21 protein-coding genes, 1 tRNA gene and 1 pseudogene are annotated in these 15646 nt (G+C 69.3%); 16 read left to right on the top strand and 7 right to left on the bottom strand.

The features are described from left to right. Window position 1: 1 nt before the first annotated feature. On the bottom strand, window positions 2-274 hold the full coding sequence (locus tag B7R22_RS03930; RefSeq protein WP_116410483.1) for a hypothetical protein: 273 nt from the start codon (window positions 272-274) through the stop codon (window positions 2-4). Window positions 275-516: 242 nt separating this feature from the next. On the opposite strand from B7R22_RS03930, the gene B7R22_RS03925 reads away from it, so the two are divergent. The 3 genes from B7R22_RS03925 to B7R22_RS03910 are packed head-to-tail and all read left to right on the top strand — an operon-like array spanning window position 517 to window position 3821. Continuing rightward, entirely contained in the window at window positions 517-1077 is a 561-nt protein-coding gene (locus tag B7R22_RS03925) for a hypothetical protein (protein WP_147305290.1), read from the top strand. Next, window positions 1074-2501, top strand: a complete 1428-nt coding sequence (locus tag B7R22_RS19085) for a hypothetical protein (protein WP_172582193.1) — start codon at window positions 1074-1076, stop codon at window positions 2499-2501. Before B7R22_RS03925 ends, B7R22_RS19085 begins: the two co-directional genes overlap by 4 nt. A gap of 9 nt (window positions 2502-2510) precedes the next feature. Beyond that, window positions 2511-3821, top strand: coding sequence for a GNAT family N-acetyltransferase (locus tag B7R22_RS03910; RefSeq protein ID WP_116410480.1), 1311 nt, complete (start codon window positions 2511-2513; stop codon window positions 3819-3821). Window positions 3822-3969: 148 nt separating this feature from the next. Here the strand turns inward: B7R22_RS03910 and B7R22_RS03905 are convergent. From B7R22_RS03905 to B7R22_RS03895, 3 genes and pseudogenes are all read right to left on the bottom strand, one after another. Further along, window positions 3970-4362 (bottom strand): annotated as a pseudogene (locus B7R22_RS03905) (SDR family NAD(P)-dependent oxidoreductase); the annotation flags it as partial. Between the two features lie 94 nt (window positions 4363-4456). Beyond that, on the bottom strand, window positions 4457-4717 hold the full coding sequence (locus B7R22_RS03900) for a hypothetical protein (RefSeq protein ID WP_116410478.1): 261 nt from the start codon (window positions 4715-4717) through the stop codon (window positions 4457-4459). Continuing rightward, on the bottom strand, window positions 4717-5055 hold the full coding sequence (locus tag B7R22_RS03895) for a DUF7882 family protein (protein ID WP_116410477.1): 339 nt from the start codon (window positions 5053-5055) through the stop codon (window positions 4717-4719). The genes B7R22_RS03900 and B7R22_RS03895 overlap by 1 nt, the downstream gene beginning before the upstream one ends. A 193-nt stretch (window positions 5056-5248) precedes the next feature. Between B7R22_RS03895 and B7R22_RS03890 the strand changes: the two genes are divergently transcribed. From B7R22_RS03890 to B7R22_RS03870, 6 genes are all read left to right on the top strand, one after another. Then, window positions 5249-5662: a TOBE domain-containing protein gene (locus B7R22_RS03890; RefSeq protein ID WP_116410476.1), complete on the top strand. Its 414-nt coding sequence runs from the start codon at window positions 5249-5251 to the stop codon at window positions 5660-5662. 50 nt (window positions 5663-5712) lie between these two features. Continuing rightward, complete coding sequence (gene modA / locus B7R22_RS03885; protein WP_116410475.1) at window positions 5713-6501, top strand: molybdate ABC transporter substrate-binding protein; 789 nt, start codon at window positions 5713-5715, stop codon at window positions 6499-6501. Between the two features lie 9 nt (window positions 6502-6510). Further along, window positions 6511-7329: an ABC transporter permease gene (locus tag B7R22_RS03880; protein WP_216363380.1), complete on the top strand. Its 819-nt coding sequence runs from the start codon at window positions 6511-6513 to the stop codon at window positions 7327-7329. After that, window positions 7326-8366 carry a sulfate/molybdate ABC transporter ATP-binding protein gene (locus tag B7R22_RS03875; RefSeq protein WP_116410474.1) on the top strand — a complete coding sequence of 347 codons (1041 nt, stop codon included), beginning with the start codon at window positions 7326-7328 and terminating at the stop codon, window positions 8364-8366. Before B7R22_RS03880 ends, B7R22_RS03875 begins: the two co-directional genes overlap by 4 nt. 106 nt (window positions 8367-8472) lie before the next feature. Next, window positions 8473-8649 carry a hypothetical protein gene (locus tag B7R22_RS19080; RefSeq protein ID WP_172582192.1) on the top strand — a complete coding sequence of 59 codons (177 nt, stop codon included), beginning with the start codon at window positions 8473-8475 and terminating at the stop codon, window positions 8647-8649. A 262-nt stretch (window positions 8650-8911) separates the two neighbouring features. Next, window positions 8912-9592: a hypothetical protein gene (locus B7R22_RS03870; protein WP_116410473.1), complete on the top strand. Its 681-nt coding sequence runs from the start codon at window positions 8912-8914 to the stop codon at window positions 9590-9592. 17 nt (window positions 9593-9609) lie between these two features. Here the strand turns inward: B7R22_RS03870 and B7R22_RS03865 are convergent, their stop codons facing one another. Then, complete coding sequence (locus tag B7R22_RS03865; protein WP_147305289.1) at window positions 9610-10188, bottom strand: TerD family protein; 579 nt, start codon at window positions 10186-10188, stop codon at window positions 9610-9612. 251 nt (window positions 10189-10439) lie between these two features. Here B7R22_RS03865 and B7R22_RS03855 point away from each other — a divergent pair, with 251 nt between their 5' ends. The 3 genes from B7R22_RS03855 to B7R22_RS03850 all read left to right on the top strand — a co-directional run bounded on the left by B7R22_RS03855 (window position 10440) and on the right by B7R22_RS03850 (window position 11713). Then, a complete protein-coding gene (locus B7R22_RS03855; protein WP_116410470.1) occupies window positions 10440-10838 on the top strand; it encodes a cupin domain-containing protein in 399 nt (132 codons plus the stop codon). 97 nt (window positions 10839-10935) lie between these two features. Further along, entirely contained in the window at window positions 10936-11112 is a 177-nt protein-coding gene (locus B7R22_RS19075) for a hypothetical protein (protein WP_172582191.1), read from the top strand. Then, a complete protein-coding gene (locus tag B7R22_RS03850; RefSeq protein WP_172582190.1) occupies window positions 11105-11713 on the top strand; it encodes a Fic family protein in 609 nt (202 codons plus the stop codon). Before B7R22_RS19075 ends, B7R22_RS03850 begins: the two co-directional genes overlap by 8 nt. 63 nt (window positions 11714-11776) lie before the next feature. Here the strand turns inward: B7R22_RS03850 and B7R22_RS03845 are convergent. Next, window positions 11777-11849 (bottom strand) — tRNA-Glu (locus B7R22_RS03845). Between the two features lie 75 nt (window positions 11850-11924). On the opposite strand from B7R22_RS03845, the gene B7R22_RS03840 reads away from it, so the two are divergent. Further along, on the top strand, window positions 11925-12386 hold the full coding sequence (locus tag B7R22_RS03840) for a hypothetical protein (protein ID WP_147305288.1): 462 nt from the start codon (window positions 11925-11927) through the stop codon (window positions 12384-12386). Window positions 12387-12723: 337 nt separating this feature from the next. On the opposite strand, the gene B7R22_RS03835 is transcribed toward B7R22_RS03840, so the two are convergent. Further along, window positions 12724-13632 (bottom strand): diacylglycerol/lipid kinase family protein, encoded by a 909-nt coding sequence (locus B7R22_RS03835; protein WP_253258860.1) that lies wholly within the window; start codon window positions 13630-13632, stop codon window positions 12724-12726. Window positions 13633-13719: 87 nt separating this feature from the next. Between B7R22_RS03835 and B7R22_RS03830 the strand changes: the two genes are divergently transcribed. The 3 genes from B7R22_RS03830 (at window position 13720) to B7R22_RS19070 (ending at window position 15612) form a co-directional block, all read left to right on the top strand. Then, window positions 13720-14355 carry an MBL fold metallo-hydrolase gene (locus B7R22_RS03830; RefSeq protein WP_116410466.1) on the top strand — a complete coding sequence of 212 codons (636 nt, stop codon included), beginning with the start codon at window positions 13720-13722 and terminating at the stop codon, window positions 14353-14355. Between the two features lie 52 nt (window positions 14356-14407). Further along, window positions 14408-14731 (top strand): DUF4190 domain-containing protein, encoded by a 324-nt coding sequence (locus tag B7R22_RS03825; protein ID WP_116410465.1) that lies wholly within the window; start codon window positions 14408-14410, stop codon window positions 14729-14731. A gap of 68 nt (window positions 14732-14799) precedes the next feature. Continuing rightward, window positions 14800-15612, top strand: coding sequence for an META domain-containing protein (locus B7R22_RS19070; RefSeq protein ID WP_172582189.1), 813 nt, complete (start codon window positions 14800-14802; stop codon window positions 15610-15612). Window positions 15613-15646: the final 34 nt, after the last annotated feature.

Raw genomic sequence — 15646 nt, 5'->3', positions numbered from 1 at the left:
ATCAGACGACGACGCGGCGGAGGGCGCCCCGCCAGTCCGGCGCGTGCACGGCGCGGCCGCCGCCGAGATCGATCGGCGACGCCACCCACTCCGTGCCGCGGGCATCCAACACATGCGTCATCTGCGGCCTCGATTTCTCGACGGCGAAGAGGCACCAGGTGTCCTGCCGGTGGTGCAGCAGGGTGTACTTGCGGTGGTTCGTCCAGAAGTCGACCCGGGCGTCGAGGTCGGCGGGCAGGTCGATGTCAGAAAGCGTGGGATTCCCGTTCAGCACACCCCCACGCTAGGCGCCCAAGGCGAACGGCAGGTGGCGCGCAGCCGCACGCCGGGTGTCGCGCCCGCGCCGCCTGCCCCGCGCCGCCCGCGCCCCGCGCCGCCCGCGCCCCACGCCCGCGCCCCCACGCCCGCCCCGCCGCCGCCGCCGCCGAGAGGACGCAATCTGCGGGAATGACGGCGCCGGGGCCGCATTTTGCGTCCTCTCGATGCGCTGCGCGGACGAGAACACGGGGACTTATCATGGGCAGGGGGTTTGGATGGGTACAGAGGGTGTGGGCGGCGCGGGCAGCGGCGACGGATCGGGCGCGCCCGGGCAGGCCGGGCGGGCCTGATCGGATCCCCGCCCCGTACCCGACGCCGTCGCCGCTCTGGGTGTGGTTGTCGCGCTGGCTCCTCGGCCTCGAGGTGTGGCTCCGTTCGCACGGCGGCAGGCGCCTCCGCCTCGGCCTCCGCGCCTTCTGGGCCATCGTCGCCCGCGGCGGCGCCGTGCTGCTGTTCGGCCCCGTGATCAACCCGCCGCTCACTCTCGACGACATCACGAGCTCGTCCGACACGGCGACCGACCGTTGGATCGCCCGCAGCTTCGCCGTCGATTACCACGTCGAACGCGCCACCGACGGCACCCTGGTGGCGCATGTGGAGGAGAGGATCGGCGCGCTCTTCCCGAGCGGAACCGACGAGCCGGGCATTCAACGCGTGCTCGCCACCGAGTACCGGGGCCACGCACTGGATCCGTCGCCCCGCCCCGTGCTGCGGGTGAACAGATCGTCGAGCTGGCTTCCGGTGAACAGGGCGGGGTGACGGGTGCCGAAGGCGGCGACTGGCGCACCCCGTCGTTCCTCACCTGGCCGCGACTGATGCTGCGGGCGCTCTCGGTGCTGCTCGTCGTCGGCACGATCGTGGCGGTCGCCGTGCTGCCCAATCCGTACGAACGCGGCAATGACTTCCTCTCGTTCTCGGGCGACGTGCCGGGCACGCTCTTCACCAAGGTGACGGCTCTGGATGCTGTCGCCGACGTCTCCCGCACCGCCGACGGCCACGCGCGCCTGGCCGTGACCGAGAAGCTCACGGTCATGTTCGGTGACGAAGGCTCGCGGGTGCCCCAGTTCGTGCAGGAGTGGCCGAGCATCCTGAACGGGCAGAGCCTCGGGCTCACCGTGCAGTCGATCACGATCGACGGGGCCGACGTGCCGTTCGCCACCCAGGAGCTGGCGGAGACCGTTCTGCTGAAGACGACCCTCGGCGACGTGTTGAGCGGCGAGCACGACCTGCAGGTGAACTACGCGCTCGAATCTGCGGCGGTGGCGGCCGACGTGGCGGGGGTTCGGGCGGAGACGGGGACTGGCGGTGGCGGTGGCGGTGGCGGTGGCGGTGGCGGTGGCGGTGGCGGTGCTGTCGTCGACCGGATCCGCTGGACGACCCTGCTCGACGGCTGGGACTACGACTCCGCGTGGGGTGATGCGCCCGCGCCGGATCCGCTGCGGATCGAGCTGCGTGTGCCCGGGGAGCTCGCCTCGCTGGCGGCGACGGCGGGCTGGAACACGCTCGACACCGATGCCTCCGACAGTCCTCGCGAGTGGCCGCCGGCGGTGGTGCCGTTCGATGCGGCGGAGTACGCGGGTGGTGCTGGTGCGGGAGGCGGCGGTGCGGCATCCGGGGCCGGAACTGGCGCCGGAACCGGCGCAGGCCGCACAGGCAGCACCGCTCGCGACACGACGAGCATCACCACCACGGCCGCCGACGGCACCGTCTCGCACGTCCTCGACCTGCGGGGCGGAGACGACGAGGGCGGCTACCCCTTCGACCTCACCGTCGACGGCACCGGGGCGACCCTCGACTTTCCCGCCGGAACATTCGCCGGCCCCGATTCCGGCGCCCTCCGCCAGGCCCAGCTCGCCGCGGTCGTGCCGGTGCTCGTGGTGCTCCTCCTCGCCGCGCTCGCGCTCGTCTTCGGCGCACTGGGCACCTGGTTCGGCATCGCGCGCCGGCCGCGGGTGTTCACCCCGGGCATCCTCCGCGACCTCGTGCGCTGGCTCGCGCCGGCCGCGGCCCTGGCCACGATCATCCTGTTCATCTGGATGACGATCGACATGCCGGCCGACCATCCCGACTTCGCGAAACTCGGTATCTCGGCCCTCGTCGCCGCGGTGGCGGGCACGGCCGGGCTCGTGCTGACCCGGCGGACGCGCGCCGAAGGGCAGAAAGCGGCGAAGCCCGCGCGCTAGCCTGAAGAGATGGGCACCACCGACGAGTACACGTTCCGCACCTTCCCCGCCGCTGTCGCCGCCGACGGATCGGCCGAACCCGACACGGCTGTCTGGCTCGACGCCGAGCGCCGGGGCTTCCACGACAACAGGCTCGATTCGGCGGGCACCTCGGCCGCCGCGGCCCGCCTGGTGGCCGACGGGCGACAGCTCACCGGCGCGTACCTGGCTGGACACCCGGCCGACCTGACGGAAGCCGCGGCCACCCCCTCGCCTGTCGCCACCTTCGCCTCCTACACCGCGACCCTCAACGTCGGCGCGGCCGACCTGCTGCCCACCCACCTCATCTCGAACGTGACCGTGCGGCCGACGCACCGCCGCCGCGGCCTGCTGCGCGCGATGATGACCGAGAACCTCCGCCGGGCATCCGACGCCGGCTTCCCGCTCGCCGCGCTCACCGTCTCCGAGGCCACCATCTACCGCCGTTTCGGTTTCGGCGTGGCCTCGACCGTCTCCCACGTGACCGTGAGCACCGACGAGCGGTTCCGGATGCTCGTTCCCCCGGCAGGACGCTCGGAGTACATCGACCTGCCCGAGCTCGCCCGCCTCGCCCCCGCGGTCTTCGCCCGCTTCCACGCCGCAAACCCGGGCTCTGTCGACCGTCACGCCGCCACCTGGCCGCGGAACTCCGGAGAACTCACCGACAGCGGCCAGCCCGACCTCTCCGTCTACGCCGCCGCGCACTACGACGACTCCGGCAACCCCGACGGCTACGTCTCCTACCGGTCGCGCGAGAACGGCAGCCCGCGCACGCTCGAGGTTCTCGACCTCGTCGCGACCACCGACAGCGCCTACCTCGGCCTCTGGGACTTCCTCGCCTCCATCGACCTCTCCGGCCGCGTCGACTGGGAGACCGCCCCCGCCAACGATCCCCTCCGCTGGGCCCTCGCCGACTGGCGTTCGGTCACGCAGACCTTCGTCGAGGACTGGCTCTGGCTCCGCGTGCTCGACGTTCCCGCCGCCTTCGAAGCGCGCGGCTACCTGCCCAGCGCCTCAGGCGAGGTCGTGCTGCGGGTCACGGATGCGCTCGGGTACGCGGCGGGCACATTCCGCCTGCGGGTCGCGGATGCCCGGGCCGAGGTCACGCGGGTCGCCGGCCCCGACCCCGACCCCGACCTCACGCTCGACGCCCCGGAACTCGGCTCGCTGTACCTCGGCGGGGTCGACCCTCTCACGCTCCTCGCGGCCGGACGCCTCACCGAGCACACCCCCGGCGCCGCCCGCCGCCTCGGCACCCTGCTCGCCCCGGTCGCCCCCGTCTACGGCATCACCCACTTCTGATCCCTGCCGCTCCCCTCCCTCCGCCCCCGCCCTCGCCCTCGCCCCCTTCGTGAGACAGCTGCGGACACGTGAGACTCGCACATGAGTCTCACGTGTCCGCAACTGTCTCACAAGAGGAGGTGGCGGGCGTGTAAGAGGTGGCGGGCGGCTACGAGAACTGGATCCCGCCGTCGATGAGGTCCCACATGGCCGTACCGACGATGCCCGGGCTGTAGGCGTTCACCGTGATCCTGTGCTCGGCCCACTCCATGGCGGCCGCCTGCGTCAGGCCGCGCACGGCCCACTTGGTGGCCGAGTACGGCCCCAGGAACGCGAACGGACGGAACGCGACGATGGATGCCGCGCCCACGATCTTGCCGCTGGAACCCTGCGCGATGAGCTGACGGGCCGCCGCGCGGTAGCTGTTGAACGCGCCCTTCACGTTCACGTCGAAGATCGTGTCGAAGTCGGAGCTTCTGTAGTCGAGCAGCGACTCGACCTGGGCGATGCCGGCGTTCGCGATGAAGGCGTCGAGCTGGCCGCCGGCCTCGACCGCCAATGCGACGAGCGCTTCTCACAGGGTGAGACAGGGAGAAAGAGAAGGAGTGAGAGAGGAGCGGTAAGAGAGGAGCGGTAAGAGAGGAGCGAAGGGGGGCTCAGCGGGCGCGCGGCGGCGGCGGCTCGTCGGAGACCTGGTTCGCATCCTCGTTGAACCCGGGAACCGGGATGACCGCGATGTCGACGCCCGCCGTGAGCAGCAGCAGCGCCTTGCGGGGCACGCCCTCGCCATAGTTCACTGACAGCCACTGGGGTTCGGTTGCGGCGAGGCCGGAAGCGATGTCGGCGAGCACATCGTCGAGTTCGCGGTCGCCGATGCTGTAGGTCTCGCCGCCGTAGATGATGTTGATGCGTTTCATCAGGAAGCGTGCACCTTCAGGGGCGAGGCGGCCGCGGAGGGAACCTCGGGTTCGGGCAGCAGCCGCAGCCCGCCTGCGGTGTTCGCGGATTCCGCGAGTATCTCGACCCAGGACGGATTGATGCGCGGCATCTTGCTGCCGAAGTACTTGTAGACGAGCGGCATCGACGGGTGGAGCCACACCGTCGTGCGTCCGTCGCCGACCCCGTCGTCATCCCGCCAGCTGAAGTAGAGCGGCTCACCCCGGCGGAGCTTCGCCCCGACGACGATCTGGATGTGCGCCAGCACGCGGTCGTCAAAGTCGACCTTGAGGCCTGTGTTGTAGGTGAAGGTTCCCATGAACGCTCCATTTCGACGGTGCCGGCTGCGTCCGGATGACCCAGACAGGTTGTGTTCGCTGAGCGGTAGAAGTATAGCTGCGTCCTTTGTTCGGGCGTATATCCGCGCACGGGGTGTACACGATCGGCGCCGACCGGTAGACGTGCCCGAGAAGTGGCCCGCCATCCGTCTTTGCGGAAATAGAATGGTTTCTATGTCGCAGATACGGATACGGGATGCCGCCCACTACCTCGGGGTGAGCGATGACACTGTTCGCCGCTGGATCGAGAACGGGGTTCTCACCAGCAGCAGGGACGAGTCGGCGCGCACCGTCGTCGACGGCTTCGAGCTGGCGCAGCTCGCCCGGAAGAACGCGGTGCTGCCCGAAGACCCCTCCGACATCGGCCGCTCGGCCCGCAACCGCTTCGTGGGTCTCGTCACCGAGATCACCATGGACAGGGTGATGGCCCAGGTGGAGCTCCAGTGCGGGCCCCACCGGGTGGTCTCGCTCATGTCGAGCGAGGCCGTCCGGGAATTGGGTCTCGAACTCGGCTCCATTGCTGTAGCCGTGGTGAAAGCCACCACGGTGATCGTTGAAACCCCCTCAGGGAAGGTTCAGAACACGTGAGAAGCACAGCGACGAGAAGAAGCTCCCTGCGAAACCTCGCAGCCCTCGTGATGGCGGCAGCCGTTCTGACAGGTGAAGCGGCCTGCGCCGGCACGTCCGCGGGAACCGCAGCCGGCACGAGCACACCGGGTGCTTCGGCGAGCGCCGCCGCGACGACCGCACCCGCCGGCACCATCACGGTCTTCGCCGCCGCCTCGCTGAAGGCGACCTTCACGAAGCTCGGCACCGACTTCGAGGCCGCGAACCCGGGCACGACGGTGACCTTCAGCTTCGCCGGCTCCTCCGACCTCGTCACGCAGATCACCGGCGGCGCCCCAGCCGACGTGTTCGCCTCGGCCGACACCAAGAACATGACCAAGCTCACCACCACCACGCTGGTGAGCGGCACCCCGGTGAACTTCGCCACGAACATCCTCGAGATCGCGACCCCACCCGGCAACCCGGCCGGGGTGAAGACGTTCCAGGATCTTGCGAACCCCGACATCACGACCGTGATCTGCGCTCCGGCCGTGCCGTGCGGTGCGGCGACGGTCACCATCGAGACCGCGACCGGCGTCACCATCCCCGCTGTGAGCGAGGAGTCGGCCGTCACCGACGTGCTCGGCAAGGTCAGCTCGGGCGAGGCCGATGCCGGTCTCGTCTACGCGACCGATGTGCAGGGCGCTGGCAACACCGTCGAGGGCGTCCCCTTCGCCGAGTCGAGCACAGCCGTGAACACGTACCCGATCGCTGCTCTCAGCGCCACGAAGAGCCCCGAGCTCGCCCAGGCGTTCATCGACTACGTGACCGGCACCGACGGCCAGGCCGTGCTCACCACTGCCGGGTTCGGCAAGCCGTAACGGCTGCCCGTGCCGCGCATCGCATCCTCGGGCCCGGGGTCCGTTCCCCGCTGGATCCTCGCCATCGCCATCATCGGCGCCCTCTTCGTGGTGCTGCCGCTGGTGGCGATGGTCGTGCGTGTCAACTGGGGTGAGTTCATCCCGCTGATCACCTCCGAGTCGTCAGTGGATGCCCTGCTGCTCAGCCTCCGGACGAGCGCGGCCGCGACAGCACTCTGCATCGTCTTCGGCGTGCCGATGGCACTGGTGCTGGCCCGCACCTCCTTCCCGGGGCAGCGGATCGCGCGCTCCCTGGTGCTCCTGCCCCTCGTGCTGCCTCCCGTGGTGGGCGGCATCGCGCTGCTCTACACCTTCGGCCGCCAGGGGCTGCTGCGTGAGCCGATGAACGTTCTCGGCATCCAGATCGCCTTCTCGACGACTGCCGTGGTGCTCGCCCAGACCTTCGTCGCCCTGCCCTTTCTCGTGCTCAGCCTCGAAGGGGCGCTCCGTACGGTCGGCACGCGGTACGAAGCCGTCGCTGCCACGCTCGGGGCCGGCCCGACGACGGTACTGCGGCGCATCACGCTCCCCCTCGTGCTGCCCGCGCTCGTCTCAGGATCGGTGCTCTCGTTCGCCCGGGCCCTGGGTGAGTTCGGGGCCACCCTCACCTTCGCCGGCAGCCTGCAGGGCGTCACCCGCACCCTGCCACTCGAGATCTATCTGCAGCGGGAGACCGATCCGGACACCGCCGTCGCCCTCGCCCTCGTGCTGGTCGCCGTCGCCGTTCTCGTCGTCGGCCTCGCCCACCAGGCGGGCTCCCGCACCCGCGCGGGAGGTGGGCTGCTGTGAGGTTCACCTTCAGCGCGACCGTCGCCCGCCGCGGATTCGACGTCTCGTTCGAGCTGGCAGAAGGCGAGACGCTCGCGGTGCTCGGCCCGAACGGGGCCGGCAAGTCGACGCTGCTGAACCTCATCGCGGGACTGATCACGCCGGATGCTGGCGAGGCGGTGCTGGGCGGCGAGACGCTGTTCCGGGGTCGCGTCTTCACCCCGCCGCACGCGCGAGGCATCTCGCTGCTCGCCCAGGAGGCCCTTCTCTTCCCGCATCTCAGCGTGCTGAACAACGTGGCATTTGGCCCGACCAGCGCCGGCGTGAAACGCGCGGACGCTTTTCGCACCGCCAGGCGGTGGCTGGCCGAGGTGGATGCCTCGGAGTTCGAGACCCGCAAGCCCGCGCAGCTCTCCGGCGGCCAGGCTCAACGAATCGCGGTGGCACGCGCCCTCGCCGCGGAACCACGGCTGCTGCTCCTCGACGAGCCGATGGCCGCCCTCGATGTGGCCGTCGCGCCCGCGATCCGCCGGATGCTCCGCCGCGTTCTCGAATCCCGCACGGCCATCATCGTCACGCACGACGTGCTCGACGCCTTCACCCTCGCCGACCGCGTGATCGTCATCGACAGGGGGCACGTCGTCGAAGACGGCCCCACCCGCAGCGTGCTCGAGCAACCGCGGGACCCCTTCACGGCCGGGATCGCCGGGCTGAACGTGCTGGCGGGCATCCGGACCGCCCGAGGGATGCGCACGGCAGCCGGCGACGAGTTGCAGCTGCCCGGGCCGACGGGCGTCACGCCCGGCACCGCCTGCACGGCTGCGATCCGGCCGTCGGGCATCCGCGTCTCAGGCGAACGTCCCGCTGGCACCGCGAACTCCCTGCGACGCGTGGTGCGTGATCTCGAACCCCGCGGCGATCTGGTGCGCCTCGGCACCGACGACCTGGCAGCGGATGTCGCCCCAGCACTGGTCGCCGACCTCGACGTCACGCCGGGGTCGAGCGTCTGGTTCTCGTTCGAGCCGTCAGACGCGACGCTGTACGCGACGGCGCGCTGAGCTGAGCTCGGCCGGCTGCCGTGCAACCCCCCTGCGATGCTGTCGCGATGCGGCGTAGCGTGGTGCGAATGCGGCTTTCGCGCCGCCCGCGACGAGAGGAACTCCGATGACAGACCCCGAGCCGACCGAAACCGACACCAACACCGACGCCCACACCGACACCGAGTCGGCGTCGACGCCCGCCTCCGCGCCGGCGCCCGATCCAGCGCCGGATCCCGCGAAGCGCGAGCTGCAGGACGAACTCGATAGCATCCGCGCGACCGGCGAAGGCCTGCGCGGCTGAGGCTGCCGGGCCGTCTGCGGCGCGCGCCCTCGCTCCGGATGACGCTCGCCCCGGTCATCCGACGACCCAGGAAGGATCCCACCTGCTCCGTTCCCTGCCCCGCCCTTTCGCCGAAGGCGTTGCGGCATTCGCGCGGGCGCGTCGCCGCCCGGCCGGCTGCCCCCGCGCCGCGACAGCGTAGCCCCGAGCGGCGGCCGCCCTCCGCGCCCGGCCCTCGATCCCCTACGCTGGGGGCGTCAGGGTCGACACGAGGGAGCACGTTGTGAGCCGAGAAGCACCGCAGGGCATCCGCGCCGCCAGCTCGGCCGGCGTCACAGGCACGGCCCGCACCACCCTCCTCGGCGGGCTCGGCATCGTGCTGGCCATGCTCTACCCGCTGGTCGGCACCATCGATCCGGGCTGGCCGCGCATCCCCGGCGCGCAGCTGGTGGTGTGGATGGTGTTCGCCGTCGCCTGTGGCATCCTCGCCTTCGGCGTGCCCGGCGAGCGCAGCATCGTCGGCGACTCCGGCGTGGGGCGGGTGGCGCTGTTCGTCTTCGGCATCCACGACCTCGTGCTCGGAATCGCAGGCATCGTGACCCCGGTCGCCTCCGACCCGTCAGCGGTTGTGGCTGCGGCGGGCACTCCCGCAGCGATCTTCGGCGGCTGGGTGTTCCAGTCGGTCGGCATCCTGGGGCTCGTCGCCTCCGCGGTCGCTGCCGTCGCCATCGTGCGGGCGGGCATCCTGCACGGGCCGGCGCGGTGGGTGCTCCTGCCGGTGCCCGTCGTCTGGGCCGTGGGGCTGGCGCTGCTCTTCGTGCCGGTCCAGGAGATCGCCCTCGTCGGAGTGCGGTTCAGCACCGCGGTGTTCCCGCTGCTCGCGCTCGTCGGCGTGGCCTACGCCCTGCACGGCCGCTGGCCGGCGTTCCGCGCCTGGCTCCGCGTCATCAACGAGAAGTGGTGACCCGGAGGAGACCGGGGTCAGTCCAGGGGGACGCCGAAGTCCTTCGCGATGCCGGCGAGGCCGGTCTCGTAGCCCTGACCGACGGCACGGAACTTCCATTCGCCGTTGTTGCGGTAGATCTCCGCGAAGAGCATCGCCGTCTCGCGCGCCGCGTCTTCGGTGAGGTCGTAGCGCACGATCTCCTCCAGGTCCTGGTCGAGCACCCGGCAGAAGGCGGAACGCACCTGGCCGAAGTTCTGGCGACGGTTGTCTGCGTCGTGGATCGAGACCGCGATGATGATCCGTTCCACGTCCGGGGCGACCGCGGCGAGGTCGATCACGATCTGCTCGTCGTCGCCGTCGCCCTCGCCCGTGCGGTTGTCGCCTTGGTGCACGACGGAGCCGTCGGGCGTCGACATCTGGTTGTAGAAGATGAAGTCGTCACTCGACCGGATCTTGCCGTTCGCCGCCACCAGCATGGCGGAGGCATCCAGGTCGAACTGCTCGCCGGCTGTGGTGCGCGGATCCCAACCGAGACCTACTGTCGCAATCGTCAGCCCCGGGCTGGTCTTCGTGAGCGAGAGATTGGTGCCTTTGGAGAGGCTGAGTCCTGCCATCGCGTCGATGCTCCTTCTGGATCCTGTGCCGGCGGGCCGTTCAGGCCACGGAATCGATCACTCCATTATGGACGTGCTGCCTGAGATGACGGTCAGCGGCGGCGTGCAGAACGAGGTGGCGGATGTGCGGCTCCACATGTTCACGAGAGCTAGGCCGTCTTCCCGAGAGCTGGGCCGTCACGGGGTGTGCCAGTGCCTCCCTCCGCCGATCGGCTCGGCCTAGCGGGGGGTTGCAGACACGAAGGAGAACCATGAACATCGAACCCCAGGGGCCCACCGTCAAGAATCCACCCGAGCAGTTCGCCGGGGACGTGTGGCTCGACGTGATCGCCGCACCCCACGAAGCAGACCAGCGGATGACCGTGGCCACCGTCCGCTTCGCCCCCGGCGCCCGCACCGCCTGGCACTCGCACGCCCGCGGGCAGTACCTTCGCATCACCCAGGGCACGGCCGGCTTCGGCGGCCGCGAAGGCAACATCATCGAGGTGCGTACCGGCGAGACGCTCTACACGCCGCCGGGCGAAGATCGCTTCCACGCCGCCCCCGCCGACGGCTTCATGGAGCACATCGCCATGCTCGAGTCGGCTGACGGCCCCGCGGCGACCACCGTCTGGCTCGAGCACGTGACCGACGCGGAGCTCGGCCGCTGAAAGTCAGCAGCGAACGAGACCGGACGAATTTTATTCGCGAAGCTAGAATCAGCTTGTAGATAACACGGCCCCACTGGATAGCGGAGAAGGGAGCACAATGACGCCGAAGACAATAGTCAGCGCTGAGCGCCTCAACCAGACGATCATCGAATCGACAATGAAAACGATGAAGATCGAAGGCCGGCTACCCGACCGTGAACCCATCATCCGAATCATCAGTACCGGCAACCTGGTGCGTGTGCTGAAGTCGCATTCCCCCCGCTCGGTTGGCTGAATTCCTGAGCCCGTACAACGACACCCCCGTCGATCCCGAAGACGGGGGGGCGTTCGTTCCCGGCGTGAGCTTTAGCTCGAAAGCTGAACTGTACGCCGCCGAGGCCCAGGCCCTCACCGACGCCCGCAACCAGCTTTATGCCGGCATCAGTTCCGGCGAATTGACCGCTGCCGATCTCACGTCACCGTACGCGCTGATCGACATCCATGCCGCATGTTACGGAAGCATCTGGGCATGGGCAGGGATGATCCGGTCACGAGAGCTCAGTATCGGCGTCGCGCCCGAGAACATCCGCGAGGCGCTCTACAGTGAGCTCGACCAACTCACCTGGCAGATCGAACACGGCGATGAGGTCGGACTCGCCCCCGAATTCATTGCGATGGGCGCTCACCACCACCTGGTGAAGATCCATCCGTTCACTGACGGCAATGGTCGTGTCACCCGGCTCTATGCCGATGTTCTGTTGTTGGCCATGACGGGAAACCAGATCTTCGACTGGAGCGACAAGCCCGTGTACTTCGACGCTCTCCGCCGCGCTGACGCAACCATGAATCCGGATGAACTCCTCAGCATCGTCGATGTCGTGCACCTCGGGCACTAAACAGACAAAAAAAGCCCGGTTCCCTCTTTTACAGGGGAACCGGGCTTGTCAGCTGATTCGATGTGACCCCAACCGGATTCGAACCGGTGTTACCGCCGTGAGAGGGCGATGTCCTAGGCCGCTAAACGATGGGGCCGAATAGACAACTCAATGAGTATGCCATACGTTCAGGGTGGCCGCCAATTCGGCGCCGTTCGGCGAGGGAGTCGGCATGCGCATGCACCATTCGAGGCTCCTTCGAACCGGGGTCACCGTCGCCCTGGCGGGGCTCGCGGTCACCGGATGCACGTTCACCGGCGGCTCGGATGGCGACAACGGTCGCACCGGTGGCCAGACCGGAGACCAGGGCGGCGGCAGCAACGCCAACGGCAACGGCAACGCCGGTTCAGGGGTCGTCGCCCCGGTCATCGCCGACCTCTCCTCCATCGACGGCAGCACTGTCACCGTTCCCCTGGACAACGTGGTCGTGCTCGAGAGCGGCGACGTGAAGGTCACGGTCTGGACGGGTTCGGTCTCCGACCCCAAGGTGGCCGAGTTCGTCGCCGGAAAGGATGACGGGAGCGCGACGTTCAATCCGGGCATCCAGCCGCTCGCTGTCGGCGGAACCAGCGTGAGCGTCACCGATTCCGACACGGGTGAGGTGCTGACCTTCGACCTGGAGGTGACGCCGTAGTGAGGTGACGCCGTGGTCTTGCTCACACGCGAGAAATCTGGAGGTCGCAGAGTGGGAGGAGCAGTCTGCTTCCTGAAGGAGACCGCCGTGCCCGCCTCACCGCCCACTCCCACTGCCGTACTCGCCCAGACCGTGTTCCGCATCGGTCTCGGATCGGTGCTCATCGCCCGCGCGCCCGGCGCCGGCCCGTGACCGCCGCCCCGTACGCAACTCAGGACAGGAACCATGCCGCGTCGAGATGCTGCCTGCCGGCACGCTACGCCTGAATTGCGCACGCCGTTGCCGCTCCCGGGGGAGGGTGCCGGGGCGCCGGGGCGCTCGGGGCGGGCGAGCGGGGCTACGCCAGCACGCGGAGCGCGCCCGGGCGCACCGAGACGGTCACCGGCAGCGGGCCGACCCGCTCGCCGTCGGCGTACGCCACGATGTCACCCGACGCCTCCGAGACCGTCACCGACGAAACGTGCGACAGTGACACGACCGGCAGACCGGCGTGGGTGCCCTTGAACACCTTCGGGAACAGCCTCAGGAACCGCACCCGGGAGAGCGGGGCCACGATGAACAGGTCGAGCAGGCCGTCGTCGAGCCGGGCATCCGGAGCTATCAGCATGCCGCCGCCGATCGAGCGGTTATTGGCGACGGCGAGCAGTACCGAGTCGACGGTTCGCGTCTGCCCGTCGACCTCGAGCGTGTACCGGCGGGAACGGAGCCGCAGCAGCTCGATGAGCAGCGCGATCGTGTAGCGGGAGGCACCGCGCGGCCGCTTCATGTGGTTCGCCCGCTCGTTGACCCGAGCATCGAAGCCCGCAGACAGCGCGGAGGCGAACCAGAGCTCGCCGCCCGCGTGGCTGAGGTAGCCGAGGTCGATGGTGCGGGGCTCCCTGAGGAGCGCCGACCGGAGTGCAGCGAGGGCCGCGTCGAACTCGAGCGGGATGCCGAGGCCCAGCGCCGAATCGTTTCCCGTGCCGGTGGGCACGATGCCGAGCGGAGTCGACGTGCCTCCCACGAGATTCACGCCGAGGCTGACCATGCCGTCGCCGCCCACCACGATGAGGGCATCCGGATGATCGGCGAGGGCCGACCGTGCCGCAGCCGTCAGAGACCCGAAGTCCTGCGCGCGCAGTTCGGTGATGTCGTGCCCGTCCCGGCGCAGCTCCTCGACGACGCGCGCACCGAGGCCGCTGGTGCTCCCGAACGATGCTGTCGGATTGATCGCGACCACGAGTCGCCGGCTCTGGGATTCGGACACCTCCCGATTATCGCTCACCCCGGTCATCCATGCCGCGCGGAGCGCGCCGACTTGCAGCAGCGTCCGCTGAGGTGTTGGCTACCGAATATGAGACTCACGAAGTTGGAACACGCCACCCTGTTGCTCGAGAAGTCCGGACGAAAGCTGGTCGTCGATCCCGGCGGGTTCACCGCGCCGCTGGCCGACGCCACGGGCACAGTCGCGATCGTGATCACCCACGAACACGGCGACCACTGGAACGCCGACCAGCTGAACCGCATCCTCGGCCAGAACCCCGGCATCCCGGTCTTCGCGCCGTCGGGTGTTGCTGCGGCTGCGCCCGACTTCGACATCACCGTCGTCCGGGCGGGCGACGAGGTGACGGTCGAGCCGTTCACCCTGCGGTTCTTCGGTGAGAAGCACGCGGTCATCCACGAGACCCTGCCGGTCATCGACAACGTCGGTGTGCTCGTCAACGACACTCTCTATTACCCTGGTGACTCGTACACGGTTCCGGGTGTCGATGTCGACGTGCTGGCCGCGCCGGTCGGCGCACCGTGGCTGAAGATCGGCGACGCGATGGACTTCGTTCTGGCCGTGGCACCGAAACGCGCGTTCCCGACGCACGAGATGACGCTCTCGGCGGCCGGCAAGGGTATCGGGAACGAACGCCTCCAGTGGGCGACCGAGCAGGGCGGCGGCGAGTTCTTCCCGCTGGCGCCGGGCGACACGCTGGACCTGTGAGGCGGGGGCGGGGGCCGGAGGCCCGTTCACCTCGAACCGCTACAGTCTGCTCGTGACCCCCGCCACCTCCGCGATCCTCGTCTTCGCGCTGTGCCTGCTCGTTCTGGCTCCTCTGGCGGTTCTCGGCTACCGCCAGACCCGGCGGGCAGCAGCGGCCACCGACCCCGATGTCGGTTCGAACTTCCTCGCCGGCATGGCGCTGCTGTTCGGCGTGCTCGCGTCGCCGGTGGGCATCCTGTTCTCGCACCTGTCACTCCGGCAGATCGCCCGGACCGGTGCATCCGGGGCAGGGATCGCCACCGCGGGCTTCTACATCTCGTACACGCTGACCGTTCTGCAACTCGCTGTGCTGCTCGGCATCGCGCTCTCGAGCTGACACAAGCCCGGTCATCCGACAGCCACGTTCAGTATCGTGGGGGGTGCAGAACGAAACGAAAGAAGACTGTGCCGACCATCCGACTCCTCGCACTGGCCGTCGTGGGCGCTGTCGCCCTCGCCGTGACGGGCTGTTCCGCGCCCGCCACGCCGGTTCCGGATGCTCCGCAGTACACGCCCGCGTCGACGAGCACCCTCCCCGGCACCTGGATCATCGCGGACACCTACTCGTCGCCCGACCAGCCCTTCCTCACCTTCGAGCGGGACGGCTCCTGGACGGGCTCCGACGGCTGCAACGACTCCACGGGCACCTGGTCGATGGACCTGGCGGGCGTGCTCACCACGACGTCGGGACCGCAGACGCAGATCTACTGTGACGGCGCACACCTCCCTCTCTTCCTGATCGATTCGGTCTCGGCACGCTTCGACGGCAGCGACCTCACCCTGGTGGGCCACGACGGCAGCGAACTGGTGAAGGTGCACAAGCGCACCATGACCGAGAAGGCCGTCGCCCGCGGAACCACCGTGGTGGTCGGTCTCTGGACGAACACCGAACCGGGGCGCGACCGGCTCCTGCAACTCACGATGAACGACGACGGCACGGTGAAGGGCAACGACGGCTGCAACGACTTCACGAGCACCTGGCGGTTCGCCGAAGACGGCTCCGTCTCGTTCGGCAAGCTCGCGATCACGAGCCGCACCTGTGAGGGTGTCGTGACCTGGCTGAACCTCGCCTCGTCGGCCGTGCTCGACGGGCCGACGATGGTGATCCGGTCGATGTACGGGGCGCAGCTCGGCACGCTCACCTACTTGAAGGCCCTTCCGGGTTCTGCCGACCAGCCTGCGAACGGCTCGACACGGACCCCCACCGCCACTCCCTGACCCCTCGCGCATTGAGTTGTGAAGCAAGGCGGGG

The sequence above is a fragment of the Subtercola boreus genome, assembly GCF_003399635.1.
GTDB lineage: Bacteria > Actinomycetota > Actinomycetes > Actinomycetales > Microbacteriaceae > Subtercola > Subtercola boreus_B.
The sequence above is the reverse complement of the archived record's forward strand: the minus strand, read 5'-3'. Positions and strand labels throughout refer to the sequence as shown.